This is a genomic window from Microbacterium sp. NPDC056057, assembly GCF_042266945.1.
GTDB lineage: Bacteria > Actinomycetota > Actinomycetes > Actinomycetales > Microbacteriaceae > Microbacterium > Microbacterium trichothecenolyticum_C.
Genome location: NZ_JBHJWS010000004.1, coordinates 377,453 through 403,269 on the forward strand (window position 1 = coordinate 377,453; position 25,817 = coordinate 403,269).

Here is a 25,817-nt window from a genome sequence, read left to right on the forward strand (position 1 = left end):
CCTGGTCGATGTCGGCGCCGACCCCTAGCCTGGCCGTCATGAGCAACGACGACCTCAGCACCGGCTCCGTCGGCACCGTCATCCGTCCGGGCGATTCCGAATGGGAATCCGCCCGCCGCTTCCACTCCGGCATCGGCTCGCCCGCCGCCGTCATCCGCGCCGCCACCGTCGACGACGTGCGCGGCGCCCTCCGCTACGCCTCGGCGGAGCGGCTCGACATCATGATCCGCGGCGGCGGTCACAGCGCCTGGGGCGGGGTGCCCGGTGGCCTCACCCTCGACATCTCCGCGCTCGACGACATCGAGGTCGACGGCACCCGCGTCCGCGTCGGCGGGGGAGCGCAGTGGGGCGCGGTCGCACACGCGCTCGCCGAGCGCGGGCTGGGCATCAGTTCGGGCGACACCGCATCGGTCGGCGTCGGCGGCCTCACGCTCGGCGGCGGCATCGGCTGGATGGTGCGCGCGTGGGGTCTGGCGTCCGACCAGCTCGTGGGCGCCCAGCTCGTGACCGCCCGCGGCGACGTGGTGGAGGCGACGGATGCCTCGCACCCCGAGCTGCTGTGGGCCCTCCGTGGCGGTGGCGGCAACTTCGGTGTGGTCACGCGGTTCGATTTCGAGGCGCACCCCCTCGACGGCGTGGTGCACGCGGTCTACGGGATCGAGGGCGACGCCCGCCCGATCATCCGCGTGCTGCGCGATCTGATGACCGATGCCCCGCGCGACCTCACCGTCACGTACATGGATGTGCCCGCGATGGACCCGAGTGCGCCCGCAGGCGCCTCCATCACCGCGGTGTGGATCGGCACCGACGAAGAGGCCGTGCGTCGTGCGCTGGCGCCGCTCGCGAGCGCGCCGGGCGTGACCGAGCGCGAGTTCGGGGTGCAGGAGTATCCCGACGTCCTCCTCGAAGCCCCCGAGTTCGACCCCGAGCAGCCGATGCCCGGCTTCGTCGGCGGCAACACACTGCTGCCGCTGCTCGACGACGAGACGATCGACGAGCTCGTGTCTTTCCGCGAGCAGCACCCCGCATCCGTCGCGTTCCTGCGCTCGCTGGGCGGGGCGTACGGCGACGTTGCGCAGGACGACTCGGCGTTCCCCGCTCGCGACGCGACCTGGTTCGCGATGGCCGGCGCGTTCGACGTGCCGGGCATGCTCGACGACGCGACCCGCGCGCAGGTCATCGAGGAGTGGGATGCGATCGAGACGAAGGGGTCGGGCGTGTACGGCAATTTCACCGTCTCGACCGACGCCACGTTCGCCGAGCGGATGTACCCGCCGGCGACCATGGCCCGCCTTGCCGCGGTCAAGCGCGAGTGGGACCCGGCCAACGTGTTCTGCCGCAACCACAACGTCAAGCCCGGCCCGAACGGGCACGCCGGTTGACTCGTCGGCACGCCCCGGTCCCACCGGCACGGGCTGAAACGCCGAGGGCGGATCCCCGTGTGGGGATCCGCCCTCGGACGTTCGCGCGAGGCGTCAGTGGGTGTCTTCGGCTTCGATCTCGGTGCGGTCGCCCGACCACAGCGTGTGGAAGGTGCCTTCCTTGTCGATGCGCTTGTAGGTGTGGGCGCCGAAGAAGTCGCGCTGGCCCTGGATGAGGGCGGCGGGCAGGCGCTCGGCGCGCAGGCCGTCGTAGTACGACAGCGACGACGAGAACGCCGGGGCCGGGATTCCCGCGCCGGCGGCGGCCGACACGATGCGGCGCCACGCGCCCTGCGCGCGGCCGAGGGCCTCGACGAAGTACGGCGCGGTGAGCAGCACGGGCAGCTCGGGCTGGGCGTCGTAGGCGTCGGCGATGCGGTTGAGGAACTGGGCGCGGATGATGCAGCCCGCGCGCCAGATCTTCGACACGGCGCCGAGGTCGATGGTCCAGTCGTACTCGGCGGCACCGGCGCGGATCTCGTCGAAGCCCTGCGAGTACGCGACGATCTTCGACGCGTAGAGGGCGAGGCGCACGTCCTCGATGAACGCGTCCGCGTCGTCGACCTTCAGGCCCTCCTCGGGACCGGGCAGGTCGCGCGAGACCTCCCGCTGCTCGGGGTGGCTCGAGAGCGAGCGGGCGAAGGTGGCCTCGGCGATGCCCGAGACCGGCACGCCGAGCGACAGCGCGGTCTGCACGGTCCAGGCGCCGGTGCCCTTGGCGCCGGCCTGGTCGAGGATGACGTCCACGAGCGGCCGGCCGGTGGCGGCGTCGACCTGGCGGAGCACCTCGGCGGTGATCTCGATGAGGTACGACTCGAGCTCGCCGGCGTTCCACTCGGCGAAGACCTCCGCGATCTCGGCGGGGCTCTTGCCGGTGCCGCGGCGGATCAGGTCGTACGCCTCGGCGATGAGCTGCATGTCGGCGTATTCGATGCCGTTGTGCACCATCTTCACGAAGTGGCCGGCGCCGTCGTGGCCGACGTGCGTGACGCACGGCTCGCCCTCGGCGACCGCGGCGATCGACTTGAGGATCGGGCCGAGGGTCACCCACGACTCGTCCGAGCCGCCGGGCATGATCGAGGGGCCGTTGAGCGCACCCTCCTCGCCGCCGGAGATGCCGGCGCCGACGAAGTTGATGCCCGTCTCGCGGACGGCCTTCTCACGGCGGATGGTGTCGGTGAAGAGGGCGTTGCCGCCGTCGACGATGATGTCGCCGGGCTCGAACACCTCGACCAGCGAGTCGATGACCGCGTCGGTGGGGCGGCCGGCCTTGACCATGATGATCGCGGCGCGCGGCTTGGTCAGCGACGCCGCGAACTCCTCGTATGAGAACGCGGGGACGAACTCGGCCTCCGGGTGCTCGGTCACCAGCTCGTCGGTCTTCGACCGGCTCCGGTTGTACACCGCGACGGTGTTGCCCTCGCGGCTGGCGAGGTTGCGGGCGAGGTTCGACCCCATCACCGCAAGACCCACCACGCCGATGTTCGCTGCGTTCTCGGACACTCTCGAGCTCCTGTCTTCGTTGCTATTCAGCCTAAAGTCTGGCCTGTTCGTGTTACACGACATGGCCGGCTGCTCACGCCGCGGGGCGGCCGGTTGTGAGCGTGGGGTTCCGGGCTGGTGGCTCGCGGCTGACGTGACGAGCCTAGCCCGGGAGCGTTGACGGTCTCCGCCGGAGCGTCATGAACCCTCGAGTCGCAGCGCCGACGCGACGAGCGCGGCCTGGTCCTCGGGAGACAGCGCGATGTCGACGTCGATCGCCTGCTCGTCGGGCCCGGGCGCCTCGAGCGTCGCGAACTGGGAATCGAGCAGTGCCGGGGGCATGAAGTGACCCTGTCGCCGCATCATGCGGTCGCGCACCACCGACGCATCTCCCGTGAAGTTCACGAACGTGACGTTGTCGCGGCGGAGGATGTCGCGATAACTGCGCTTGAGCGCCGAGCAGGTGATGATCCCGGGTTCACCGGCGGCGCGGCGCTCGTCGATCCATGCGGCGACGAGCTCGAGCCACGGGATCCGGTCCGCGTCGGTCAGAGCGTGACCGCGCCGCATCTTCTCGACGTTGGCGGCCGGATGGAGGTCGTCGCCCTCCTGGAACGGCCATCCCAGCCTGCCGGAGAGCATGGCCCCGACGGTGGACTTGCCGGTGCCGGACGGGCCCATCAGGACGAGGATCGGCGGGGTCGACAGCATCCGAGTTCTCCCTTCCCCGCTCATACGAACACGCTGACGGCGAGGACGCCGAGCAGACCGACGACCGAGATGAGGCACTCGAGAACCGTCCAGCTCTTGAGCGTCTGCGGGATGCTGAGACCGAAGTACTCCTTGATGAGCCAGAAGCCCGCGTCGTTGACGTGCGAGAGGAAGACCGATCCCGAGCCGATCGCGAGCACGAGGAGTGCCGACATCGCCGGGTCGAGGCCCACGGTGAGTGGCTGGAGGATGCCGGCCGCGGTGATCGTGGCGACGGTGGCGGATCCGGTCGCGACGCGGATGACGGCGGCCACGAGCCAGGCGAGGAACAGGATCGAGAGACCCGACTCGGCGATGAGGTTCGCGATGACGTCGCCGATGCCGGTGTCGACGAGCACCTGCTTGAATCCGCCGCCGGCGCCGACGATGAGCAGGATGCCGGCGATCGGTCCCAGCGACGAGCCCACCGACTTCGCGATCTCGGCGCGGCCGAATCCGGCTCCGCCGCCGAGCACGAAGAAGCCGACGATGACGGCGATGAGGAGTGCGACCGCGGGCGTGCCGAGGAAGTCGATGACCGCCTTGGCGGGAGCGGTCGAACCGGGCGCGATGATGTCGGCGATCGCGCGGGCGAGCATGAGCACGACGGGCAGCAGGATGCTGGCGAGGGTGGCGGCGAACGACGGGCGCCGCGTCTGCTGCTCGCCCTCGTCCTCCGCAGTGACGAACAGATCGGGCACGGGAACGCGTACCCAGCGGGCGGCGAGACCCGAGAACAGCGGGCCCGCCACGATCACCGCGGGGATGGCGATCAGCACGCCCAGGGCGAGGGTGAGGCCGAGGTTGGCGCCGAGGATGTCGATGGCGGCGAGCGGGCCGGGATGCGGCGGCACGAGGCCGTGCATCGCGGACAGGCCCGCGAGCGCCGGGATCGCGATCTTCATGAGAGGCAGACCCGAACGGCGCGCGACCAGGATGATGACCGGGACGAGCAGGACGAGGCCGACCTCGAAGAACATCGGCAGGCCGATGATGGCGCCGATGAAGCCCATGATCCAGGGGAGGCTCCGGGGCGTGGCGCGGGCGACGAGGGTATCGACGATGCGGTCGGCGCCGCCGGAGTCGGCCAGCAGCTTGCCGTAGATGGCGCCGAGGGCGATGAGGATGCCGACGCCGCCCATCGTCGCGCCGAAGCCCGTGGTGAAGCTGACGATCGTCTTGCCGGGTTCGAACCCGGCGATGATCCCGGTGGCGATGGCGCCGATCATCAGGGCGAGGAAGGGGTGCACCTTCAGCCAGGTGATCAGCACCACGATGATCGCGATGCCGATGACGGCGGCCGTGAGCAACTGCCACGGCGGGCCGACCGGGGTCACTTCGGCCGCGGCGGCCGGCAGGGAAAGAAGTCCGGAGAGATCCATGAGCGTCCTTGATCGAAACGGGGTCAGTCTTTGACCCGAGGATGCCGTTTAGTCTGACGTGATAGTCACAAACTGTCAATAAGTACGACATAAAAAGTGGATGATGCTCGAATGTCGGACGACACGAAGCGCGTGCGGCACAATCGGACCATGGCCGACACGCCTCACGGCAGCCCCGTACACGACGCCCTCGTCGAGCGGCTCGGCGCCGCGATCGTGCACGGCGAGCACCCCGCCGGATCGCGTCTGCTGACCACTGAGCTGGCGGAGTCCTCGGGCGCCTCGCGATCGGCGGCGCGCGAGGCGGTCAGGGTCCTCGAATCCCTCGGTCTCGTCCAGGTGCGCCGCAAGGCGGGTATCGAGGTGCTGCCGGTGGAGCAGTGGAACGTCTACGCCCCGGAGATCATCGCGTGGCGCCTCGACGGGCCCGGGCGCGCGCGCCAGCTGCACGAGCTGGGCGAGCTGCGCGGCGCGGTCGAGCCGCTCGCGGCGCGGCTCGCGGCCGCCAACGCGACCGATGCGCAGCGCCAGGAGCTCGTGGCGGCGGCGCTGGGCATGGCGCGTCACGACCAGCAGGCGGCGGAGGTCGCGTACCTCGACGCCGACGTGCGGTTCCATCGCACCCTGCTGAGCGCGTCCGGAAACCCGATGCTCGGGGTGCTCGGGGGAGTGGTGCAGGCGGTTCTCGAAGGCCGTACGCGTCACGCGCTGATGCCGCACGAGGCGAACCCCGATGCGGTGCGCTGGCACCGCGACGTCGCGTTCGCGGTTGCGAGCGGCGAGGCGGACGCGGCGTTCGAGGCGATGTCGCGGATCGTCAGCGAATCCGATGCCGCGATGGACGAGGCCGTCGGGGACGAAGTGGCGGGGGTGCCCGAGGAGCGTGAGCGCTCAGGACCCGGGCGGCGAGGTCAGTCCTTGCGGTAGCCCTGGCGGCCGAGGCTCCAGAACGCGAGCACCGTGCCGAGAGCGCCGACGGCGGCCATGGCGCCGATGAGCCAGAGAAGAGCGTGGCTAGCGAAGCCGTAGTCCATGGGGTCCTCCGTGTGAGCGGGAAGCAGGTGCGTTCTTCATCGTAGCGGGGGCGCTGGTAGACTCTTGTCGAACTTCGGCGAGGGATGCCTCGCGCCCGTCGATCGCGGCGGGCTGCGGCATCCGTGATCGACGCGGTGATGCCGGCCCACGGGCTTTCCTCACGCGTGCGCGTTCGAGTCGAAGACATCCCCAATACCCGGGCCCGCCACCGCGCAGGCCGATTCGGAACGGCCACGCGCCGCCTCAGATAAGGGCACTGCGCCCGCAAGGAGAACCCATGTCCAACGAGCCCGACACCAAGGTCCAGGCCGAGGTCCGCGAGAACTTCGGCAAGGGCTTCGCCCGCCGCCTCCGCGCCGCCGGCAAGATCCCCGCCGTCATCTACGGTCACGGCACCGACCCCGTGCACGTCGCGCTGCCCGGCCACCAGGTCTCGCTGCTGATCCGCCGCGCCAACGCCGTGCTCGAGCTCGACCTCGACGGCAAGGAGCAGCTGACTCTGGTCAAGGACGTCCAGAAGGACCCCGTGCACCAGATCATCGAGCACATCGACCTCCTCGTGGTGAAGAAGGGCGAGAAGGTAGAGATCGAGGTGCCGATCGTCGTCGTGGGCGAGTCCGCCCCCGGCACCATCGCGAACCTCGACAACACGACCGTCACGGTGCAGGCCGAGGCGACGCACATCCCCGAGCACATCGAGGTCGACGTCGAGGGCCTCGAGGACGGCACGCACATCACCGCGGCCGACCTGAAGCTGCCGAAGGGCTCGGTCCTCATCGCCGACGCCGAGCTGCTCATCGTCGCCATCTCGGTCCCGGCTGCGGCCCTCGCCGCCGAGGAGGAGATCGCCGAGGCTGACGCCGAGATCGCCGCGGAGCAGTCGGAGGCCTCGGAGGAGGCCGCCGCCGAGTAATCGGACGCCGAGCGATCGGATCGCTTTCCGGCGAGGGGGTGCGGATGCCGCACCCCCTCGCTGCGTTTCACGAGGGTCTGCGCCGACCAGGCGGCGCGGGCTCGGGCAGGATGGATGACATGGCAGACACGTGGCTGATCGTGGGGCTCGGCAACCCCGGCCCCCGCTACGAGCTCACGCGCCACAACGTGGGGCAGCTCGTCGTCGACGAGCTCGCCGGCCGGCGCAGCGAGTCGTTCAAGGCGCACAAGGCGAACGCCCGCGTCGTCGAGACGTGGCTGCGCCCCGGCGGACCCAAGATCATCCTCGCCAAGCCCAACACCTTCATGAACGTCTCCGGCGGACCCGTCGCCGGGCTCGCGAAGTTCTACGGCATCGAGGCCGATCACGTCGTGGTCGTGCACGACGAACTCGATATCCCGTTCGACACGATCAAGCTGAAGGTCGGCGGCGGCCACGGCGGTCACAACGGCGTGCGCGACGTGGCGAAGGCGCTCGACACCCCGGAGTTCCCGCGCGTGCGCGTCGGCATCGGCCGGCCTCCCGGACGCCAGGATGCCGCCGACTGGGTACTCGACCCGTTCGGCGCCACGGAGCGCAAGAACCTTCCGATCCTGGTCGGCGACGCCGCCGACGCGGTCGAGCAGCTGGTGGCCGAGGGCCTGCTCGCGACCCAGCAGAAGCACCACGCTCCCCGCGTCTGACCCCCGCTGTCGCTCCCGGTATCGAGCCGGGTCAGCCGCCGATGCCGGTCCCGGCGGCGAGGCCCGCGGTGAGGAAGCCCTGCACCACGGCAGCGAATACGACAGGGCCGAGGGCGGCGATGACGAGGGCCGAGATGCCGGCGCCGCGGCCGCGTCCCTTGACGACCGCGACGATACCCTGCACGAGGGCCCACACGCCGATCGCGGTGCCGACCCAGAACGAGACCTCGCCCATCAGCACCCAGTCGCGAACGGGCGTCAGGACAGACCAGTCGAAGTCGCCGGTGAAGGGTCGCGACGAGATCTCGCGGCCCGCGCCGAGCCCGATCTGGAAGCTCGCGATCGCGGCGAACAGGCTCGCGCCGATCGTCGCGACGAGTGCGAGCGCGAGGGCGACGAGCCCGAGTCCGCTGCGTTTCGCGGTTGCGGGCGCACCGTACGCGCTGACGGATGCTGCGGCCGGCGGCACCGGATAGCCCACGGGCGGCGCGTATCCGGGTGGCGGTGCGTACGCACCTGCCGGGGGAGACGCCCATCCCTGCGGGGTCGCCGCCGCGGCACCCGGATGCCCCGGGGCGGGGGCTTCGCTCGTCGGCGTCCCGAACGGCGCCGCCCCGGGCGGCGCCCAGCCGGCGGGCTGAGCGGGCGGGTTCTGCGGCGCGTCGGGCTGGCTCACAGCCTCATCCTAGGAGCGGGGCCGTACCGCGGCGGATCTCCGTGTCCGTGGCGGGTCGTAGACTCGTGCGGTGACAGTTCCCGGGATCGTGCGCGCCCTCGAACAGGCTGAGCCTTTCCGGGACGCGCTGGCCGCGGCATCCGTAGATGCCGACTTCTCGCTCGTCGAAGGACTCGACGCCCCTCTCCTCGCGGCTCTGCTCGAGCGTCGCCGTGCCGCGGGCAAGCCGCCGATCGTGCTGCTCGTCGCACCGACCGGGCGCCGTGCCGAGTCGCTGGGTCCGGCGCTGGGCGCGCTGCTGCCCGGTGCCGAGGTGGTGCATTTCCCCGCGTGGGAGACGCTGCCGCACGAGCGCCTCAGCCCGAGTGCCGAGACGGTCGGCGCACGCCTCGAGATCCTCACGCGCGTCGCGCGGTGGGATGCCGCGACGCCGCTGGTCATCACGGCGTCGGTGCGTGGCGCGATCCAGCCCCTCGCCGCAGGCCTCACCGAGGTGGATCCGATCGAACTCGTCGTGGGGGGCCGTGGCCACGATCTCGGCGATGTATCGACGCGCCTCGTCGAGCTCGCGTACCACCGCGTCGACATGGTGTCGCGGCGTGGCGAGTTCGCCGTGCGCGGGGGCATCCTCGACGTCTTCCCGCCGACCGCGCCGCACCCGTACCGCGTCGAGTTCTTCGGCGACGAGGTGGACGAGATGCGCGCCTTCTCCGTCGCCGACCAGCGGTCGCTGCCGGGAGAGGTGCGCGAGGTCACGCTCCTGCCGAGTCGCGAGCTGCTGCTGACCGAGGCCGTGCGCGGCCGCGCACGCCAGCTCAAGGACGAGTTCCCCGGCCTCGCGGGCATGCTCGAGAAGATGTCCGAGGGCATCCCGGTCGAGGGCATGGAGTCGCTGCTCCCGGCCGTCGTCGACCGCCTCGTGACCCTCGTCGACTATCTGCCCGAGGGCGCCGCGGTCGCCTTGGTCGACCCCGAGCGCGCGGTGACGCGTGCGATCACCCTCGGCGAGACCAACCGCGAGTTCCTCGACGCGGCGTGGAGCGCCGCGACCGCCGGCGCGAGCACCCCGGTCGACCTGGGTGCCGGCGACTTCCTGACCCTGCCCGAGCTCCGCGAGGCCGCCCGCGATCGCAGCGGCGTCTGGTGGACGCTCAGCGCGTTCGATTCCGGACGCGCGGATGCTGCCGCGGAAGGCCTCATCGACGACGACATCGACGTCGCACTCGAGGCCGCGGCCGCCATCCGGGTTCCCGGTTCGGCCGTGCCCTCGTTCCAGGGCAACGTCGAGGGCGCCACCGACCACGTGGGCGCACTGCTCGCAGACGGCTGGCGCGTCGTGGTCGCAGCATCCGGAGCCGGACTCGTGGAGCGCGCCCGCGATGTGCTCGCCGAGCGGGGCATCGCTGCGCGCAAGGTCGACGAGGTGCTGCACGCTCCCGAGCCCGGCGTCGCACACGTGGTCGTGAGCGTGCTCGAGCGCGGGTTCGAGGCGGCCGACGCGAAGCTCGCCGTGCTGACCGAGTCCGAGTTCTACGGTCGTACGATCGGCGGCGACAACCGGGTGGTCAAGAAGCTCGCGTCGCGGCGCAAGGCCGTCGTCGATCCGCTGCAACTGAAGGCCGGCGACTACGTGGTACACGCGACGCACGGCATCGGCAAGTTCGTCGAGCTCACGCAGCGCGAGGTGTCCAGCGGCGGCCGCAACGCGGTGAAGAGCATGCGCGAGTACCTCGTGCTCGAGTACGCGCCTTCCAAGCGCGGATACCCCGGCGACAAGCTCTTCGTCCCGACCGACCAGCTCGATCTGCTGTCGCGCTACGTCGGCGGCGAAGCGCCGAGCCTCTCGAAGATGGGCGGCAGCGACTGGGCCCAGGCCAAGAGCAAGGCGCGCCGCGCGGTGCGCGACATCGCGGTCGAGCTCGTCAAGCTCTACTCGGCGCGCATGGCCTCGAAGGGGCACGCCTTCGGACCCGACACGCCGTGGCAGCGTGAGCTCGAAGAGGCGTTCCCGTTCGCCGAGACACCCGACCAGCTGCAGACGATCGACGAGATCAAGGCCGACATGGAGAAGCCGATCCCGATGGACCGGCTCCTGTCGGGCGACGTCGGCTTCGGCAAGACCGAGGTCGCCGTGCGCGCCGCGTTCAAGGCGATCCAGGACGGCAAGCAGGTTGCGATGCTCGTGCCGACGACGCTGCTCGTCAAGCAGCACCTCGAGACGTTCACCGAGCGCTTCGCCGGCTTTCCCGTCAAGGTCAAGGCGCTCTCGCGGTTCCAGACCGACAAGCAGGCACGCGAGGTGCTGGCAGGGCTCACCGACGGCACCGTCGACATGGTCATCGGCACGCACCGCATCCTCACCGAGAAGGTGATCTTCAAGGACCTGGGCCTCATGATCATCGACGAGGAGCAGCGTTTCGGCGTCGAGCACAAGGACCAGCTGAAGAAGCTCAAGACCAACGTCGACATCCTGGCGATGAGCGCGACGCCGATCCCGCGCACGCTCGAGATGGCGGTCACCGGCATCCGCGAGATGTCGACCCTGCAGACGCCCCCCGAGGACCGGCATCCGATCCTGTCGTACGTCGGCCCCCGCAACGACAAGCAGATCGCCGCCGCGATCCGCCGGGAGCTGCTGCGCGAGGGCCAGGTGTTCTACGTGCACAACCGCGTGCAGTCGATCCAGCGGGTCGCGGCCGAGCTCGCCGAGCTCGTGCCCGAGGCGCGTATCGCGGTGGCGCACGGTCAGATGGGGGAGCACGCGCTCGAGGAGGTCGTCGACGCGTTCTGGGAGCGACGCTCCGATGTGCTCGTCTGCACCACGATCGTCGAGACCGGCCTCGACATCTCGAACGCGAACACGATCATCATCGACCGCGCCGACAAGTACGGCCTCAGCCAGCTCCACCAGCTGCGCGGTCGCGTCGGCCGCGCGCGCGAGCGCGCGTACGCGTACTTCCTCTACGACGACCTGAAGCCCCTCAGCGAGACCGCGGCCGACCGGCTCGAGACGATCGCCGTCAACAACGACCTCGGCTCGGGCATGCAGGTGGCGCTGAAGGACCTCGAGCTCCGCGGCGCGGGCAATCTCCTCGGAGCCGAGCAGGCCGGTCACATCGCCGGGGTGGGCTTCGATCTGTACCTCCGCATGATCGGCGAGGCGGTCGCCACGTTCCGCGGGGATGAGATCGAAGGGCCGACCGAGCTCCGGCTCGAGCTTCCCGTGCAAGCGCGCATCCCCGAGTCGTACATCGACAGCGAGCGGCTCCGCCTCGAGGCGTATCAGAAGCTCTCGGCCGCGGCATCCGTCACCGCCCACGCCGACGCGATCGACCTCGTCATCGAGGAGCTCACCGACCGCTACGGCGAGGCGCCGTCAGAGGTCGAGGGGCTGCTCGCCGTCGCGCGCCTGCGCCGCCGTGCGGGGCAGGCCGGCCTCGCGGATGTCGTCGCCATGGGCCCGAACCTGCGCATCGCACCCGCGAATCTTCCCGACTCGATGCGCGTGCGCCTGCAGCGCCTGCACCCCAAGGCGAAGGTCGTCGCCGGGGGAGAGGCGATGGTCGTGCCGCTTCCGTCGGCGGGCGGCGAGCCGCTGGGCGACGACGAGCTCATCGCGTGGGTGGCGCAGCTCATCGAGCAGCTGTGGCCAGAGAAGAAGACGGATGCCGCCGCCGAGGCCGCCGCAGGCGCCTGAGACGGCGACGGGCCGAGGCCTCGCGAGAGTGCCCCGGCCCGTCAGCGGGTCGTGAGGTGCGTCAGATGACGCCCTGCGCGAGCATCGCGTGCGCGACGCGCTCGAACCCTGCGGAGTTCGCGCCGACGACGTAGTCGCCGGGGCGGCCGTAGCGCTCGGCGGCCTGGAACGCGGCGTCGTGCACGTCGGCCATGATCGCGCGGAGCTTGGCCTCGCTGTCGTCGAAGCTCCAGCGCTGACGCGCGGCGTTCTGGCTCATCTCGAGCGCGGAGGTCGCGACGCCGCCGGCGTTCGCAGCCTTGCCCGGTCCGAAGAGCACGCCGGCGGACTGGAACAGCTCGATCGCCTCGGGCGTCGACGGCATGTTCGCGCCCTCGGCGACGGCGCGCACGCCGTTCGCGATGAGGGCGCGGGCGTCGCCCTCGTCGAGCTCGTTCTGCGTGGCCGAGGGGATCGCGACGTCGACGGGAACCTCCCACGGGCGGGCGCCCTCGACGTAGCGGGCGCCCGGTCGGCGCGCGGCGTACTCCGAGATGCGGGCGCGCTCGACCTCCTTGATCTGGCGGAGGAGGTCGACGTCGATGCCGGCGTCGTCGACGACGTAGCCGGACGAGTCGGATGCCGTGACCGCCGTCGCGCCGAGCTGGCGGGCCTTGTCGATGGCGTAGATCGCGACGTTGCCCGATCCCGAGATGCCCACGCGCTTGCCGTGCAGCGTCCCGCCGTGGACGCCCAGCATCTCCTCGACGAAGAACACGGCGCCGTAACCGGTCGCCTCGGTGCGCACCTCGGCGCCGCCCCACTGCACGCCCTTGCCGGTGAACATGCCGGACTCGTGGCGGTTGGTGACCTTGCGGTACTGGCCGAACAGGTAGCCGATCTCGCGGGCTCCCACACCGATGTCGCCGGCGGGCACGTCGGTGTGCTCGCCGAGGTGGCGGTAGAGCTCGTTCATGAACGACTGGCAGAAGCGCATGATCTCGGCGTTCGAGCGGCCGTGCGGGTCGAAGTCGCTGCCGCCCTTGGCGCCGCCGATTCCCTGGCCGGTGAGCGCGTTCTTGAAGATCTGCTCGAAGCCCAGGAACTTGATGATCGAGAGGTTCACCGACGGGTGGAAGCGGAGGCCGCCCTTGTACGGGCCGAGCACCGACGAGAACTGCACGCGGAAGCCGCGGTTGACCTGCAGGCGCCCGGCGTCGTCGACCCACGGCACGCGGAACAGGATCTGGCGCTCGGGTTCGACGAGGCGCTCCAGGATGCCGCCGTCGACGAACTCGGGGTGCGCTTCGAGCACCGGCGAGATCGACTCGAGCACCTCGTGCACGGCCTGCAGGAACTCGGGTTCGTTCGGGTTGCGGGCCTCGACGGTGTCGAGGACGAGCCGGATGGATTCCGCCGAGGTGAGCGATTCGGTGGCGGACGCGGTCGAGGGCGCAGAGGGCATGGTGGAGCTTTCGAGGTGGAGCGGTGCGCGGGGGTGGCGCTCCTTCACCCTATCCACGGTCCCGGCGTCGATCGGACGTGTGACGGCGGGCTACGCTGGCCCCATCCACGAAGGCCGGAGGCAGCAACGATGCGGTTCGAGCACCTCGGGGCACAGCCCCGCATCCATCCCGACGCGGTCGTGGCGGCGACTGCGGTGATCAGCGGCGACGTCGAGATCGGCGCCGACAGCCAGATCCTGCACGGTGCGGTGATCACCGCCGAGGGTGGCGCGATCACCCTCGGCGCGAACGTCATCGTGATGGAGAACGCGCTCATCCGTGCCACCGCGACCAACCCGGTGCACATCGCCGACCACGTGCTTGTCGGCCCCATGGCGAGCATCTCGGGCGCGGTCGTCGAGGAGGAGGTCTTCCTCGCGACCGGCACGCGCGTGTTCAACGGCGCGCACATCGGCGCGCGCAGCGAGGTGCGTATCAACGCTGTCGTGCACCTGCGCACCACTCTCCCCGCCGAGTCGACGGTGCCGATCGGATGGGTGGCGGTCGGCGACCCGGTGCAGATCCTGCCGCCCGATCGCCACGAGGAGATCTGGGCCGCGCAGCGCGAGCTCGACTTCCCCGGCTACGTCTTCGGCCTCGACCGCGAGACCCCCGACCTCATGGTGCAGCTCACCGAGCGGTACGGCCGCAGCCTCGCCCGCCACGCCGCCGACCGACGCGTCGACTGAAGCCTCACGGGCGGCCCTGGTCTTCGGGCCCGCCAGACCCTAAAGTCGCGGCATGGGCCGTCTGGGGACCCGTTCGAGGCTCGACCAGGCCGTGGGCGCCTTCTCGAGCAATTGGCGCAACGCCAATCTCCGGCGCGCCCAGCTCAGCTTCCTCGGCGCCTGGACGGCGGAATGGGCGTTCACGGTCGCCCTCGGCATCGTCGCGTACAACGACGGCGGGGCGCTCGCGCTGGGGCTGGTCGGGCTGCTGCGGATGCTGCCCTCCGCCGTCCTCGCGCCGGTGCTGTCGCCGTTCGCCGACAGGGGCCGCCGCGAGCGCGTGCTCGTCGTGGTGTCGGTGCTCAGGGGCGTGGCGACGGCCGTCGCCGCGATCGTCGTGGCGATCTCGGGCCCGATCGCCGTGATCTACGCCCTCGCGGTGCTGTCCACCATCGCCGCGACCCTCTTCCGCCCCGCGCACTCGGCGCTGCTGCCCACGCTGTGCCGCACCGGGCACGAGCTGGCCAGCGCGAACGTCGTGCGCGGGCTGCTCGATTCGGTCGCGACGCTCGTCGGTCCGCTGCTGGCAGCCATCGTCCTCGCGTTCTCGGACGTGTCGATCGTGTTCGCGGTGGCGGCCGCCGCCTCACTCTGGGCCGCGCTCCTGCTGTTCCGCGTGCACTACGACGCGCCGCCGCGGCCGCCGGCGCCGCGCCCGGACCTCGTGAAGGAGGCGATCGAAGGACTTCACGCGGTCGGACGCAGCCGCGATCTGCAGCTGATCCTCGGGCTCGCGGCGGCGCAGTCGCTCACGCGCGGGGCGCTGACCGTCTTCTCCGTCGTCGTCGCGATCGAGCTGCTGGGGATGGGCGAGTCCGGCGCCGGCGCGCTCATGGCGGCCGTGGGAGTGGGAGCGGTGGTCGGCTCGCTCGCCGCCTCGCTTCTGGTGGGCACGGGTCGCCTCGGCGCATGGTTCGCAGTAGGCGTCGCCCTGTGGGGTCTGCCCATCGCCCTCGTCGGCGTCTTCCCGCAGCAGGCGGCCGCGCTCCTCCTGCTCTCGTTCGTCGGCGTCGGCAATGCACTGATCGACCTCGCGGGGTTCACCCTCATCGGAAGGCTGGCGCCCGACGCGGTGATGGCGCGCGTGTTCGGAGTTCTCGAGAGTCTGGTGGCGATCTCGATCGGCATCGGCTCGATCCTCGCCTCGGGGGTCATCGCGTGGATCGGCGTCGAGGCGGCGCTCGTCGTGATCGGCCTGGTGTGCCCGGTGCTGGCGCTGGCGTCGTGGTGGCGGCTGCGTCGCCTGGATCGATCCGTCGACGCGCTCGATCTCGAGGTGTCCCTTCTGCAGCGGGTGCCGATGTTCCAGCCCCTGCCGCTGCGCTCGATCGAGCAGCTCGCCCGCGGGCTCGAGCCGGTGGAAGTGGCAGCGGGGACGCCGGTGTTCACGCAGGGCGACGTGGGCGATCGCTACTACGTGATCGAGCGGGGCACGGCCGACGTCATCGGAGACGGGAGGGTCGTCGCGACGCTCGGCGAGGGGGAGGGGTTCGGCGAGATCGCGCTGCTGCGCAGAACGCGCCGGACGGCCACCGTCTCCGCGCACACGGCCCTCCGCCTCAAAGCGCTCGCGTCCGAGAGGTTCACCGCGGTCGTGCTCGGCTACGCGCCCAGCGCCCAGGCCGCTGCGACGAGTGTCGACCGGCAGCTGGATCGATTCGCACCGGGCGAACCGCTCGACGAGCCTCGGCCCCGCGAGGAGCGGGGATGACAACAGCTGATCGAAAGGGACGTGAGGCATGACGACTTCGCGAACGACTCTGCTGATCGCCGACATCGGCGGCTACACCGAGTACATGGGCTCGCACCGCCTGACGCTCGCGCACGCCGAGGTCAACACGGCGAGGATGCTCCAGAGCATCGTGCGGGCGGCCCGGGGCTTCGAGCTCGTCGAGATCGAGGGCGACGGAGCCTTCCTGTCGCGCCGCGCCGGAACGCGCGACCCCGATACGACGCTGGCCGACATCCTGCAGGTCGCCGTCGCGATGCATCGCGCCTTCCACCGCGAGCGCGAGTATGTCGTGCAGAACCTCTGCCCGTGCGGTGGGTGCCGCCAAGCTCGAGACCTCAAACTGAAGTTCGTCGCGCACATCGGTGATGTCGCGACGCAGAGCGTCAGCGGCAGGTCGAAGCTCGTGGGGATCGACGTCATCCTGGTCCACCGGCTGCTCAAGAACTCCGTGGGGATTCCCGAGTACGTTCTGCTCACCGAGGACCTGTACGCCGCCGACGCGCCCGCCCTTCCCCTGTCCGTGGGTGAGATCACCCCCGACCTCGAGGGGATCGGCAGCGTCCACGCCTACTTCGTCGACGTGGCCGACCTGGACGGTGCGGGCGCCGAGGCGCCCAAGCCCACGCTGCGCTCGCGGCTGGGCAGCACGTTCTCGGCGGTGGGCCAGGGGCTGCCGTACATGCTCGGAACGAAGAAGCCCCGCCGCGCCCGGTAGGGGAGCAGCGAGCGGGTCGGATGCTGCGGGCCGCAGCATCCGTGAATCTCCGACGTCAGTCCCAGGCGAGGCCGCAGTCGCGGCAGCAGAACTCGAGGCGGTCGACCGAGCCGTCGTCGAGGTGGCCCCGACGCTCCCACTCGATCCGGAACCACCGCGGTTCGGTCGCCCGCACATCGAGCGACCCGCACCAGGGGCAGACTTCGGCGACGACGATCCGTGCCATGGGCGCCACGGTACGCCGGCCTCTCGGCGATCCCGGTTGCGACGCGCGGCGCCGTGCGGGTCAGCCCGTGTTCTGCAGTCCGGCCGCGACACCCGAGACCGACAGCAGCAGCAGGCGCTGCAGCTCGGGGTCGACGGGCGCGCCCTCGGGAGCCTCCCGGAGTGCCCGGAGCGCCCGCAGCTGGAGCAGCGAGAGCGCGTCGACGTAGGGGCTGCGCATCTTGACGGCACGCTGCAGCACGGGCTTGTTGCCGAGCAGCTCGGTCCCGCCGGTGATGCGGATCACCCAGTCGCGCGTGAGGTGCATCTCGTCGCGCACGAGCGTCGCGAGGTCCTCGCGGTCGCCGAGCTCGAGGTAGTGCAGCGCGATGCGGTCGTCGGTCTTGGCGAGGCTCATGGCGACGTTGTCGATGAGCGTGCGGAACAGCGGCCACTCCTGGTACGCCCGCTGCAGCAGCGGCTCGTCGCCGACCGCCTCCAGCGCCGTGCCCAGGCCGAACCAGCCGGCGAGGTTGATGCGCGCCTGCGTCCACGCGAACACCCACGGGATGGCGCGGAGGTCTTCGAGTGACTCGACCGACAGGCCGCGCCGCGCCGGGCGCGAGCCGAGGGCGAGCAGGCCGATCTCCTCCATCGGTGTCACGCGGGCGAACCACGGCGCGAATCCGGGGGCCTTCACGAGGGAGAAGAAGCGCTCGCGGGATGCCGCGTCCATCGTCGCGGCCACGTCGGCGTACGTCGCCGCCGCGGTGCGGTTGCGCTCCTCGTTCGAGGGCGACGACGCGAGCAGGATCGCCGCGGCGACCTGGTCGATGTGGCGCATGGCGATCGCGGGGTCGCCATAGCGGGCGAAGATGACCTCGCCCTGCTCGGTGAGCTTGAACCGGCCGTCGACGGAGTGCGGCGGCTGCGCCATGATCGCGGAGTTCGCCGGACCGCCGCCGCGCCCGAGGGCGCCGCCGCGACCGTGGAAGAGGGTGAGCTCGATGCCGTTCTCGTCGGCCCACGCGGCGATCTTGGCCTGCGCCTCGTAGAGCGCGAGGTTGGCGGCGACGGGGCCGACGTCCTTCGAGGAGTCCGAGTAGCCGAGCATGACCTCGAGGCGGCGCCCGGTGGCCTCCAGGCGTGCGGCGAACTCGGGGTGCTCGACGATCTCGGCGAGGATGCGGGGCGCGGCCTGCAGGTCGGCGAACGTCTCGAACAGCGGGATGACATCCAGCACGGGCGGCGTGCCGTCGGGGCCGACCGCGTAGGCGGCGAGCCTGTGGACGTTCGCCAGATCCTGCGCAGACTGCGTGAACGACACGATGTACCGGCCGGCGGCACGCGGGCCGTAGCGCTCCTGCAGGAACCCGACGGTGCGCACGACGTCGAGCACCTCTTCGGCGAGCTCGCTGCGCGGTGCACCCGACTCGAGTTCGGCGAGCACCTTGGCGTGCACGGCCGAGTGCTGGCGCACTTCGAGCTCGGTGAGATGGAAGCCGTAGGTCTCGACCTGCCACAGCAGCTGCTGCAGGTGGCCGTAGGCCTGACGCGGCGCGCCGGCCTGCACGAGCGAATCCTGCACGACGCGGAGGTCTGCCAGCAGATGCTCGGGGTCGCGGTAGGCGAGGTCGGCGTTGCGGGCGCGGGTCGCCTCGATCTTGCGGGCGATCAGCAGCAGGATGCGCCGGTGCGGCTCGTCGGGGGAGCGCTTGGCGATGTCCTTCGCGGCGTCCTCGTCGGCGGCCCTGAGGCGCCGCCACAGCACGAGGAGGGCATCGCTCGGCGGCGTGGTCGATGCGTCGAGCGTCATCGTGCGGCCGATGCGGCTGGTCGTGCGCGCCAGGCCGATGAGCACGTGCTCGCTCGCGATCGCGGAGGCCTTGCGGGTGACGGATGCCGTCACGAACGGGTTGCCGTCACGGTCGCCGCCGACCCACGAACCGACGCGCACGAACGGGCGCACGACCGGCGCACGTCCGCCGGCGGCGGGGCCCTGCAGGGCGTCGTCCACGCGGCGGTACACGTGGGGGACCGCCGTGTAGAGCGTGTCGTCGAACACGGCCATGACCGCGCGCACCTCGTCGGTGGGGGCGGGCTTCTCGGGCCGCAGCGGCGCGGTGCGCCAGAGGGTGTCGATCTCCTCGAGCATGCGGCGCTCGGCGCGGCGCTCGTCGGCGCCGCCGCGCAGCGACGCGTCGTGCTCCTCGAGAAGGGTCGCGAGGCGGCGGATGCTGGTGGAGACCGCACGGCGGCGGGCCTCGGTCGGGTGGGCCGTGAACACCGGGTGGAACCGCATGCTCTGCAGGCGCTTCAGGGCGGTGTCGTCGCCGACCTCGGCTGCCAGGCGCACGAACGCGGCGGCGACCGAGTCGGTCGCCTGCTCGCGGTCGGGGCGCCCGTCGCGCTCGCGCAGCACGCGCACGCGCTGGTGCTCCTCGGCGAGGTTCACGAGGTGGAAGTACGCGGTGAACGCCCGCGCGACCTCGTCGGCGCGGGCGATCGTGAACGAGTCGGCGATGGCGGCGGCTCGGGCGAACGCCTCCGGCGTCTCGTCGGTGTACGCCTGGATCGTCGCGGTGCGCAGGCGCTCGACGTCCTCGTACAGTCCCGGCGAACCGCTCTCGCGCAGCACCTGACCGAGGAGCGTCCCCAGCATGCGCACGTCGCCGCGCATCTGCTCGGGGATCGCCTGCTCCGCCTCGTACCGCCCGACGAGGTCGATCGCTTCGGTGTGGGTGAGTTCACGCATCTCTCCAGGCTAACGGCGCGGTGTTTCCCCGAAGTGACGGCGGACGCTGTGTGACGATCGCTCCGGGCCGTCGCCCGGCGATGCCGCGAACCCGCTCGCTACACTGACCCGTGGAGCGCCGGGAAGTCTGGTCGGCACGTCCTCGTCGACCCGCGATCCCCTCCCGGAGGCCAGATGTCGCTTCTCCGCTCCGCCCGTTTCCCCGCGATCGTCCTGCTCCTCGCGGCGGGCCTCGGCCTGTTCGTCGCCAACTCGGCGTGGGGGCCCGTCGTCGACGATGCGATGCACGCCTACCTCGGCATCCCGGGCGTGTTCGAGCTCAGTCTCTCCCACTGGATCAAGGACGGACTGCTCGCGGTCTTCTTCTTCGTCGTCGCGGTGGAACTGCAGTACGAGCTCACGGCCGGCCAGCTCAACTCGGCGCGCAAGGCACTGCAGCCGGCGATCGCCGCCGCCGGGGGCGTGCTGATCCCGATCGCGATCTATGCCGCGATGGCGTGGGGATCGGACGCGTCGGCCGGCTGGCCGATCCCGACCGCGACCGACATCGCGTTCGCGCTCGGCGTGCTCGCGGTGTTCGGCCGCGGGCTGCCGTCGGCGCTGCGGGTGTTCCTCCTCGCGCTCGCGATCCTCGACGACATCGTCGGCATCGTGTTCATCGCGGTGCTCTTCACGACCGGGGTGAACGTCGCGGCGCTCGCCGGAGCCGCGGTCGCGGTCGTCGGGTTCGGCATCCTGAGCAGACAGCTCGGCACGCGCGCCCGCGTGCCGATCGCCGTCGTCCTGGCGCTGCTCGCGATCGCCACATGGGTGCTGGTGTACCTCTCGGGTGTGCACGCCACCATCGCGGGGGTGGCGCTCGGGCTCGCGATGGCCCAGCGCCCGGCGCTGCGCGTGCGGCATGAGCTCGAACCGTGGGTCAACGTCGTCGTGCTCCCGGTGTTCGCGTTCTCCGCCGCGCTCGTGCCGATCCCGTCGGTGCCGCTGTCCGAGCTGTCGCCCGCGTTCTGGGGCGTGCTCGTCGCGCTGCCGGTGGGCAAGGTCGTCGGCATCTCGCTGTTCGGGTGGATCGCGCTGCGCATCGGCCGCCAGGGGAGTGCGCCGCCCCTCGCCTTCGCGGACCTCCTGGCCGCCGGCGCCCTCGGCGGCATCGGGTTCACGGTGTCCCTTCTGCTTTCCGAGCTCGCGTTCTCCGACGAGGCGGCGCTCCGCGACCAGGCGACGCTGGGTGTGCTCGCAGGTTCCGTGATTTCGCTCCTCCTGGCCGCAGGGCTCGTATCGTGGCGGGCATGGCACTATCGACGCCGGACGGCGGCAGCATCCGTGACGACGTGACCGCACCCCGCTCGCCGGGGGCCTCCGACCCGCTGCGCGAGGCGGCAGACGTCATGCGCGCCGTGCGCGACCGCTGCGTCTGGACGCAGCAGATCGACCACCGCGCCCTCGTGCCGTACCTGGTCGAGGAGAGCGCCGAGCTGATCGACGCCGTCGAGGACGGCTCGCGGGACGAGCTGCGCGAAGAGCTCGGCGACCTGCTGTGGCAGGTGCTGTTCCACTCCGAGATCGCCTCGCGTGACGAGGACGACCCCTTCGACATCGACGACGTCGCCCGCGGGCTCACCGACAAGATGGTGCGGCGGCATCCGCATGTCTTCGCCGACGCCGTCGCGACGACACCCGAGGAGGTGCTGATCCACTGGAACGCCGCGAAGGCCGCGGAGAAGCACCAGCGTCGGTCGGTCCTCGACGGCGTGAGCGAACGGATGCCGAGCCTCGCGCTCGCCCAGAAGCTCCTGTCGAAGGCCGCCCAGGTGGGCGTCGAAACCGCGAGAGTACAGCTGGTGGACGAGAGTGCGGTTGGTTCCCCACCTCTCGGCGACCAGGTGCACTCTCGCGGGACCGGCGTCGAGGAACCCGCGACGGAGGCCGAGCTCGGCGACGCGCTCCTCGCGCTCGTCGCGACCGCCCGAGCCAACGGGTGGGACGCCGAGCGCGCGCTGCGTGAGCGCCTGCGACGGCTCGAGCGCGACATCCGGGCGGCCGAGGGCACCCCGGCGGACCTGGAAGGATAGGTGGGTGGCATCCGTCAATCCGCCGCGCGGCATGCGCGACTTCCTCCCCGCTGAAAAAGCCCGTCGCGAGAGCGTGCTCGCCGTCATCCGCGAGCGCTACCGCACGCACGGCTTCGACGAGATCGAGACGCCCGTCATGGAGGAGTACTCGCGGCTGCATGCGGGCATCGGCGGCGACAACGAGAAGCTCGCGTACAACGTGCTCAAGCGCGGTCTCGACGCCGACGCGATCCGTGGCGCGGCTGACGACCCGGCGGCACTCACCGATCTGGGCCTGCGCTACGACCTCACCGTGCCGCTCGCCCGGTTCTACGCGACCAACCGCGGCCAGCTGCCGTCGGTGTTCCGTTCGATCCAGATCGCCCCGGTCTGGCGCGCCGAGCGCCCGCAGAAGGGGCGTTACCGCCAGTTCGTGCAGTGCGACATCGACATCATCGGCGACGCGTCCGCGCGCGCCGAGGCCGAGCTCGCGGTCGCGACGCTCGACACGCTCGACGCGCTCGGGCTCGAGGGCGGCAGCATCCGCATCAACGACCGGCGCGTCCTCGACTGGATGCTCGACAGCTTCGGCTTCGCCTCCGACGAGCGCCCGGGCGTCCTCATCACGATCGACAAGCTCGACAAGCTCGGCCCCGACGGCATCGTCGCCGAGCTGCGCGAGCGCGGCGCGACCGCCGGCGCGGTGGACGCGTTCGAGGCGTTCCTGCGCCGCCCGATGACCCTCGAGTACAACCCCTACGGCGAGCGCCAGATCCGCAAGGCGCTGCCCGAGGGCGCGCCCGACGAGATCGTCGCGCACCTCGTCGGCATCGGCGCGGCGGTGGCGGCCGCGCGCGGCTCGGCGACGGAGCTCGAGGGAGACATCCCGCTCGTGTTCGACCCGTTCCTCGTGCGCGGCATGGGCTACTACACCGGCACGATCTTCGAACTGGCGCACCCGTCGGTCGACTACTCGCTCGGCGGCGGTGGCCGCTACGACGGCATGATCGGCCGCTTCCTCGGGCAGGACGTGCCCGCGGTCGGGTTCTCGATCGGCTTCGAGCGCATCGTCGACCTGGTGGCGGAGCGGACGGATGCTGCGGCCCCGGCCGTCGTCCTCGTCCACGACCGCGACGTCTCCGAGGGGGAGCTCCTCGCGCTCAAGGCCGGGCTGGTGCGCCAGGGATCGCGTGTGCGCCTCGAGCAGAGGACCAAGAACCTGAAGGCGCTCCTCGAGCGCGCAGCATCCGACGGCTACACCGCCTTCGCGACGGTCGGCGCGGGCACGACTGCGGACGCCCTCGAGGTCAAGCCGCTCGGATAATGTCAACTGATTCTTGACGCCGAGCCTGCGTCAAGATTAGGTTGACACCATGAGCACTTCGACACCTCGTAGTTCCGCCACCCCCGGCCGTCTCGTGAGCGTGGCCATCGTCTCGATCGTCATCGGTCTCGGCCTCGTTGTCCTCAGCATCGGCTTCGACTGGGAGGGCTTCGGCGGGGGCGTCGTCATCGGCGTGGGCATCGGTCTTGCTGCCGTCGGCATGTACTTCTGGGGCTATGCCAACGGGCTGCGCCGGCCGTCGTCGCGCGGCACATGGCTTCCGAGCCGGGACGGACGCGGGTGACCGATCTCGCCGACGTGATCGGTCGCGCGGTGCTGGCGGATGCCGGCATCGGCCCCGATCAGGCGCTGACCGACGACGAGCACCTCGCCCTCGTCGCCGCCGGTGCGCGCGCGGAACACGAGGTGCGGGCGATCCTCCAGAGTGCCGTCACCGCGGCGCGGGCCGGGGGCGCGAGCTGGGCGCGAATCGGATCCGAGCTCGGGATGACGCGCCAGGCCGCGCAGCAGCGGTTCGGGGGCCGTGCCGGGTCGTCCCGGGTCGCCGTCGGCGACCTGGCTGCGGAACGCTGGCTCGGACCCGTGACGGCCTTCGACGAGATGGCCGAGCTGGAGCTCGCGGGGCGCGCGGGCTGGCGCACGGTGGAGGCCGGCACCCTCGCCCATCGCATGGTCCGCACCGACACGCAGTGGGAGCACCGCCGCATCCTGTGGCGGGCCTCCCTCGCGGCCGAGCAGGCCGACGGCTGGGAGGTGGGCTGCCGGGCCTTCCCGTGGATCTACCTCGTCAGGGACCGCGGGGTTCCGGCCGTCACGCCGGGGGCGTGAATCGGCGACGCAGACGCAGGGCCCGGTAAGCGACCCCGACCGCGACGACGACCACTCCGGCCACGACGGACTGCCACGGCAGCGTCACCGCGAGGACGAGGCATCCGATCGCCCCGATGATCTGCAGCACGACCGGGTAGCGCCGCGCGTCGCCGCGCTGGCGGAAGGCGGCGACGTTCGCGACGAAGTAGTACAGCAGCACCCCGAACGATGAGAAGCCGATCGCGCCGCGGAGGTCGACGAGCGCCACGAGCAGCACGACGATCGCGGCCGCGGCGAGCTCGGCGCGGTGCGGCACATGCCACCGCGGGTGCACCGCGTCGAGGAAGCCGGGGAGATCCCGCTCGCGCGACATCGCGAACGCGGTGCGGCTCACTCCGGCGAGGAGCGCGAGCAGCGCGCCGAGCGAGGCGGCCGCGGCGCCGATGCGCACCACGACGTCGATCCACGCCCAGCCCGACTGCGCTGCGGCGTCGGCGACCGGAGCGGTCGACGCGGCGACGGCGTCGGGGCCCAGTGCGCTCAGCACCGCGACAGCGACCACGGCGTACACCGTGAGCGCGATGAGGAACGCGATCAGAATCGCCCGCGGGATGACGCGGCGCGGATCGCGCACCTCCTCGCCCATCGTGGCGATGCGCGCGTACCCGGCGAACGCGAAGAACAGCAGACCGGCGGACTGGAGGATGCCGTAGCCGCCGCCCGCCCATACCGTCTCGGCCGTGAACCAGTCCGGGGTGGAGCCCGCCGAGAAGGCGGCGGTGATGGCCGCGCCCAGCGCGCCGAGCGAGATCACGACGATCACGCGCGCGGCGCCGGCGGTGCGTGTGACGCCGAACCAGTTGACGGCGGTGAGCGCCACGACGGCCGCCATGGCGACGGCGCGCTCCCACCCCGCAGGCGCGGCGTATGCGGCGAAGGTCAGCGCCATCGCCGCGCAGCTCGCGATCTTGCCGATGACGAAGCCCCAGCCCGCCACGAACCCCCACCAGGGGCCGAGCTCCGCGCGCCCGTAGGCGTACGTTCCACCCGACGTCGGGTAGGCGGCGGCCAGCTGCGCGGACGAGGTCGCATTGCCGAACGCGACGATGGCGGCGATCGCGAGGCCGATGAGCAGACCGGTGCCCGCGGCATCCGCTGCCGGCGCCCACACGGCGAAGACGCCGGCACCGACCATCGAGCCGAGGCCGATGAACACGGCGTCGCCGAGCCCGAGTCGGCGCTGGAGCGCGGGGGAGGTCACGGGCGAACTTTAGCCTGCGGTGAAGAACCGGCGGTTCGGGGTTCCGCGGCTGCCCCCGCGCCCGCGAGGATGGGGCCATGACGCTGCAGATCCACACCGTGCTCGCGCCGATGGGCCCGGCCACGGCCATCGAACTGACCGACGAGCAGGTCGTCGAGCTCGGCGGCGGCAAGCGCGCGGCGGTCGTCGTCGGGATCGGCGGGCGCACCGCGCGGGTGCGTCTCGGCGTGATGGGCGGGCGAAACCTCATCGGGTTCTCGAAGGCGGTGCGTGCCGAGCTGGGCGTCGAGATCGGCGACGAGGTCGATGCCACGATCGACCTCGACACCGCCGAGCGCGAGGTCGAGGTTCCCGCCGACCTGGCCGCCGCGCTCGAGGCCGCGGGCGCGCGGGCCGCGTTCGACGCGTTGACGTTCACCCGGCGCAAGGAGCTCGCACGCGGGGTGACCGAGGCGAAGCGTCCGGAGACCCGCGAGCGCCGCGTCGCCGCCGCCGTGGAAGATCTGACCGCGTCGTAGACGGTGGCCCGGCTGCGGTCCGGGTTTCGCGGCTCGCCTGCGACGACACGCTGCGAAGTCCGGACTTCGCAGGATGGTCGACGCCTGTCACATGTGTGTGCGTTCGCTTGGTGTGTGGGGGTCCCGGAATCGCAGGGATACAGGGCCCAGTGTG

At 71.4% G+C, this 25,817-nt stretch carries 23 protein-coding genes; 14 read left to right on the plus strand and 9 right to left on the minus strand.

Annotation, left to right across the window (positions count from 1 at the left end; genetic code table 11):
* Positions 1–38: 38 nt before the first annotated feature.
* On the plus strand, positions 39–1,382 hold the full coding sequence (locus ACFC1K_RS18065; RefSeq protein WP_375872671.1) for an FAD-binding oxidoreductase: 1,344 nt from the start codon (positions 39–41) through the stop codon (positions 1,380–1,382).
* A gap of 93 nt (positions 1,383–1,475) precedes the next feature.
* On the opposite strand, the gene gndA is transcribed toward ACFC1K_RS18065, so the two are convergent.
* From gndA to ACFC1K_RS18080, 3 genes are all read right to left on the minus strand, one after another.
* Entirely contained in the window at positions 1,476–2,924 is a 1,449-nt protein-coding gene (gene gndA / locus ACFC1K_RS18070; protein ID WP_375872672.1) for an NADP-dependent phosphogluconate dehydrogenase, read from the minus strand.
* A 177-nt stretch (positions 2,925–3,101) separates the two neighbouring features.
* Positions 3,102–3,614 carry a gluconokinase gene (locus ACFC1K_RS18075; protein WP_310292043.1) on the minus strand — a complete coding sequence of 171 codons (513 nt, stop codon included), beginning with the start codon at positions 3,612–3,614 and terminating at the stop codon, positions 3,102–3,104.
* A gap of 20 nt (positions 3,615–3,634) precedes the next feature.
* Positions 3,635–5,035 carry a GntP family permease gene (locus tag ACFC1K_RS18080; protein ID WP_375872673.1) on the minus strand — a complete coding sequence of 467 codons (1,401 nt, stop codon included), beginning with the start codon at positions 5,033–5,035 and terminating at the stop codon, positions 3,635–3,637.
* Positions 5,036–5,185: 150 nt separating this feature from the next.
* Between ACFC1K_RS18080 and ACFC1K_RS18085 the strand changes: the two genes are divergently transcribed.
* Complete coding sequence (locus tag ACFC1K_RS18085; RefSeq protein WP_375872674.1) at positions 5,186–5,962, plus strand: FadR/GntR family transcriptional regulator; 777 nt, start codon at positions 5,186–5,188, stop codon at positions 5,960–5,962.
* Here the strand turns inward: ACFC1K_RS18085 and ACFC1K_RS18090 are convergent.
* The gene (locus tag ACFC1K_RS18090) at positions 5,947–6,069 is read right to left on the minus strand and encodes a hypothetical protein (RefSeq protein WP_262927523.1); all 123 of its coding nucleotides are present in this window, start codon (positions 6,067–6,069) and stop codon (positions 5,947–5,949) included. The genes ACFC1K_RS18085 and ACFC1K_RS18090 overlap by 16 nt on opposite strands.
* Before the next feature lie 278 nt (positions 6,070–6,347).
* Here ACFC1K_RS18090 and ACFC1K_RS18095 point away from each other — a divergent pair, with 278 nt between their 5' ends.
* On the plus strand, positions 6,348–6,983 hold the full coding sequence (locus ACFC1K_RS18095) for a 50S ribosomal protein L25/general stress protein Ctc (RefSeq protein WP_310292039.1): 636 nt from the start codon (positions 6,348–6,350) through the stop codon (positions 6,981–6,983).
* A gap of 119 nt (positions 6,984–7,102) precedes the next feature.
* The gene (gene pth, locus ACFC1K_RS18100; protein ID WP_375872675.1) at positions 7,103–7,687 is read left to right on the plus strand and encodes an aminoacyl-tRNA hydrolase; all 585 of its coding nucleotides are present in this window, start codon (positions 7,103–7,105) and stop codon (positions 7,685–7,687) included.
* 31 nt (positions 7,688–7,718) lie between these two features.
* Here pth and ACFC1K_RS18105 read toward each other — a convergent pair whose 3' ends face one another.
* Positions 7,719–8,363: a hypothetical protein gene (locus ACFC1K_RS18105; RefSeq protein ID WP_375872676.1), complete on the minus strand. Its 645-nt coding sequence runs from the start codon at positions 8,361–8,363 to the stop codon at positions 7,719–7,721.
* Between the two features lie 70 nt (positions 8,364–8,433).
* On the opposite strand from ACFC1K_RS18105, the gene mfd reads away from it, so the two are divergent.
* Positions 8,434–12,060 (plus strand): transcription-repair coupling factor, encoded by a 3,627-nt coding sequence (gene mfd, locus ACFC1K_RS18110; RefSeq protein WP_375872677.1) that lies wholly within the window; start codon positions 8,434–8,436, stop codon positions 12,058–12,060.
* Positions 12,061–12,121: 61 nt separating this feature from the next.
* Here mfd and gdhA read toward each other — a convergent pair whose 3' ends face one another.
* Complete coding sequence (gdhA, locus tag ACFC1K_RS18115; protein ID WP_375872678.1) at positions 12,122–13,504, minus strand: NADP-specific glutamate dehydrogenase; 1,383 nt, start codon at positions 13,502–13,504, stop codon at positions 12,122–12,124.
* A gap of 129 nt (positions 13,505–13,633) precedes the next feature.
* On the opposite strand from gdhA, the gene ACFC1K_RS18120 reads away from it, so the two are divergent.
* The 3 genes from ACFC1K_RS18120 to ACFC1K_RS18130 are packed head-to-tail and all read left to right on the plus strand — an operon-like array spanning position 13,634 to position 16,719.
* Positions 13,634–14,233: a gamma carbonic anhydrase family protein gene (locus tag ACFC1K_RS18120; RefSeq protein ID WP_375872679.1), complete on the plus strand. Its 600-nt coding sequence runs from the start codon at positions 13,634–13,636 to the stop codon at positions 14,231–14,233.
* Positions 14,234–14,285: 52 nt separating this feature from the next.
* Positions 14,286–15,983 (plus strand): MFS transporter, encoded by a 1,698-nt coding sequence (locus ACFC1K_RS18125; protein ID WP_375872680.1) that lies wholly within the window; start codon positions 14,286–14,288, stop codon positions 15,981–15,983.
* A 28-nt stretch (positions 15,984–16,011) separates the two neighbouring features.
* Positions 16,012–16,719, plus strand: a complete 708-nt coding sequence (locus ACFC1K_RS18130) for a DUF2652 domain-containing protein (protein WP_375872681.1) — start codon at positions 16,012–16,014, stop codon at positions 16,717–16,719.
* 55 nt (positions 16,720–16,774) lie between these two features.
* On the opposite strand, the gene ACFC1K_RS18135 is transcribed toward ACFC1K_RS18130, so the two are convergent.
* Both ACFC1K_RS18135 and ACFC1K_RS18140 read right to left on the minus strand, forming a co-directional pair.
* Positions 16,775–16,945: a hypothetical protein gene (locus ACFC1K_RS18135; protein ID WP_375872682.1), complete on the minus strand. Its 171-nt coding sequence runs from the start codon at positions 16,943–16,945 to the stop codon at positions 16,775–16,777.
* Between the two features lie 60 nt (positions 16,946–17,005).
* On the minus strand, positions 17,006–19,678 hold the full coding sequence (locus ACFC1K_RS18140; RefSeq protein WP_375872683.1) for a phosphoenolpyruvate carboxylase: 2,673 nt from the start codon (positions 19,676–19,678) through the stop codon (positions 17,006–17,008).
* A 174-nt stretch (positions 19,679–19,852) separates the two neighbouring features.
* Between ACFC1K_RS18140 and nhaA the strand changes: the two genes are divergently transcribed.
* The 5 genes from nhaA to ACFC1K_RS18165 are packed head-to-tail and all read left to right on the plus strand — an operon-like array spanning position 19,853 to position 23,902.
* On the plus strand, positions 19,853–21,013 hold the full coding sequence (nhaA, locus tag ACFC1K_RS18145; RefSeq protein WP_375872684.1) for a Na+/H+ antiporter NhaA: 1,161 nt from the start codon (positions 19,853–19,855) through the stop codon (positions 21,011–21,013).
* A complete protein-coding gene (locus tag ACFC1K_RS18150) occupies positions 20,968–21,750 on the plus strand; it encodes a MazG family protein (RefSeq protein ID WP_375872685.1) in 783 nt (260 codons plus the stop codon). The genes nhaA and ACFC1K_RS18150 overlap by 46 nt, the downstream gene beginning before the upstream one ends.
* A gap of 31 nt (positions 21,751–21,781) precedes the next feature.
* Complete coding sequence (gene hisS / locus ACFC1K_RS18155; RefSeq protein WP_375872756.1) at positions 21,782–23,053, plus strand: histidine--tRNA ligase; 1,272 nt, start codon at positions 21,782–21,784, stop codon at positions 23,051–23,053.
* A gap of 49 nt (positions 23,054–23,102) precedes the next feature.
* Complete coding sequence (locus tag ACFC1K_RS18160; protein WP_310292020.1) at positions 23,103–23,357, plus strand: hypothetical protein; 255 nt, start codon at positions 23,103–23,105, stop codon at positions 23,355–23,357.
* The gene (locus ACFC1K_RS18165) at positions 23,354–23,902 is read left to right on the plus strand and encodes a hypothetical protein (RefSeq protein ID WP_375872686.1); all 549 of its coding nucleotides are present in this window, start codon (positions 23,354–23,356) and stop codon (positions 23,900–23,902) included. The genes ACFC1K_RS18160 and ACFC1K_RS18165 overlap by 4 nt, the downstream gene beginning before the upstream one ends.
* Here the strand turns inward: ACFC1K_RS18165 and ACFC1K_RS18170 are convergent.
* Positions 23,886–25,145, minus strand: coding sequence for an APC family permease (locus ACFC1K_RS18170; RefSeq protein ID WP_375872687.1), 1,260 nt, complete (start codon positions 25,143–25,145; stop codon positions 23,886–23,888). The two genes, ACFC1K_RS18165 and ACFC1K_RS18170, sit on opposite strands and share 17 nt — an antisense overlap.
* Positions 25,146–25,222: 77 nt before the next feature.
* Between ACFC1K_RS18170 and ACFC1K_RS18175 the strand changes: the two genes are divergently transcribed.
* The gene (locus ACFC1K_RS18175; RefSeq protein WP_375872688.1) at positions 25,223–25,663 is read left to right on the plus strand and encodes a YdeI/OmpD-associated family protein; all 441 of its coding nucleotides are present in this window, start codon (positions 25,223–25,225) and stop codon (positions 25,661–25,663) included.
* Positions 25,664–25,817: the final 154 nt, after the last annotated feature.

Coding starts and splice junctions, on each gene's coding strand:
- ACFC1K_RS18065 (WP_375872671.1), top strand. CDS start 39: ATGAGCAACGACGACCTCAGCACCGGCTCCGTCGGCACCGTCATCCGT.
- ACFC1K_RS18075 (WP_310292043.1), bottom strand. CDS start 3,614: ATGCTGTCGACCCCGCCGATCCTCGTCCTGATGGGCCCGTCCGGCACC.
- ACFC1K_RS18080 (WP_375872673.1), bottom strand. CDS start 5,035: ATGGATCTCTCCGGACTTCTTTCCCTGCCGGCCGCCGCGGCCGAAGTG.
- ACFC1K_RS18085 (WP_375872674.1), top strand. CDS start 5,186: ATGGCCGACACGCCTCACGGCAGCCCCGTACACGACGCCCTCGTCGAG.
- ACFC1K_RS18090 (WP_262927523.1), bottom strand. CDS start 6,069: ATGGACTACGGCTTCGCTAGCCACGCTCTTCTCTGGCTCATCGGCGCC.
- ACFC1K_RS18095 (WP_310292039.1), top strand. CDS start 6,348: ATGTCCAACGAGCCCGACACCAAGGTCCAGGCCGAGGTCCGCGAGAAC.
- pth (WP_375872675.1), top strand. CDS start 7,103: ATGGCAGACACGTGGCTGATCGTGGGGCTCGGCAACCCCGGCCCCCGC.
- gdhA (WP_375872678.1), bottom strand. CDS start 13,504: ATGCCCTCTGCGCCCTCGACCGCGTCCGCCACCGAATCGCTCACCTCG.
- ACFC1K_RS18120 (WP_375872679.1), top strand. CDS start 13,634: ATGCGGTTCGAGCACCTCGGGGCACAGCCCCGCATCCATCCCGACGCG.
- ACFC1K_RS18125 (WP_375872680.1), top strand. CDS start 14,286: ATGGGCCGTCTGGGGACCCGTTCGAGGCTCGACCAGGCCGTGGGCGCC.
- ACFC1K_RS18130 (WP_375872681.1), top strand. CDS start 16,012: ATGACGACTTCGCGAACGACTCTGCTGATCGCCGACATCGGCGGCTAC.
- ACFC1K_RS18135 (WP_375872682.1), bottom strand. CDS start 16,945: ATGGCACGGATCGTCGTCGCCGAAGTCTGCCCCTGGTGCGGGTCGCTC.
- ACFC1K_RS18140 (WP_375872683.1), bottom strand. CDS start 19,678: ATGCGTGAACTCACCCACACCGAAGCGATCGACCTCGTCGGGCGGTAC.
- nhaA (WP_375872684.1), top strand. CDS start 19,853: ATGTCGCTTCTCCGCTCCGCCCGTTTCCCCGCGATCGTCCTGCTCCTC.
- ACFC1K_RS18150 (WP_375872685.1), top strand. CDS start 20,968: ATGGCACTATCGACGCCGGACGGCGGCAGCATCCGTGACGACGTGACC.
- hisS (WP_375872756.1), top strand. CDS start 21,782: ATGCGCGACTTCCTCCCCGCTGAAAAAGCCCGTCGCGAGAGCGTGCTC.
- ACFC1K_RS18160 (WP_310292020.1), top strand. CDS start 23,103: ATGAGCACTTCGACACCTCGTAGTTCCGCCACCCCCGGCCGTCTCGTG.
- ACFC1K_RS18175 (WP_375872688.1), top strand. CDS start 25,223: ATGACGCTGCAGATCCACACCGTGCTCGCGCCGATGGGCCCGGCCACG.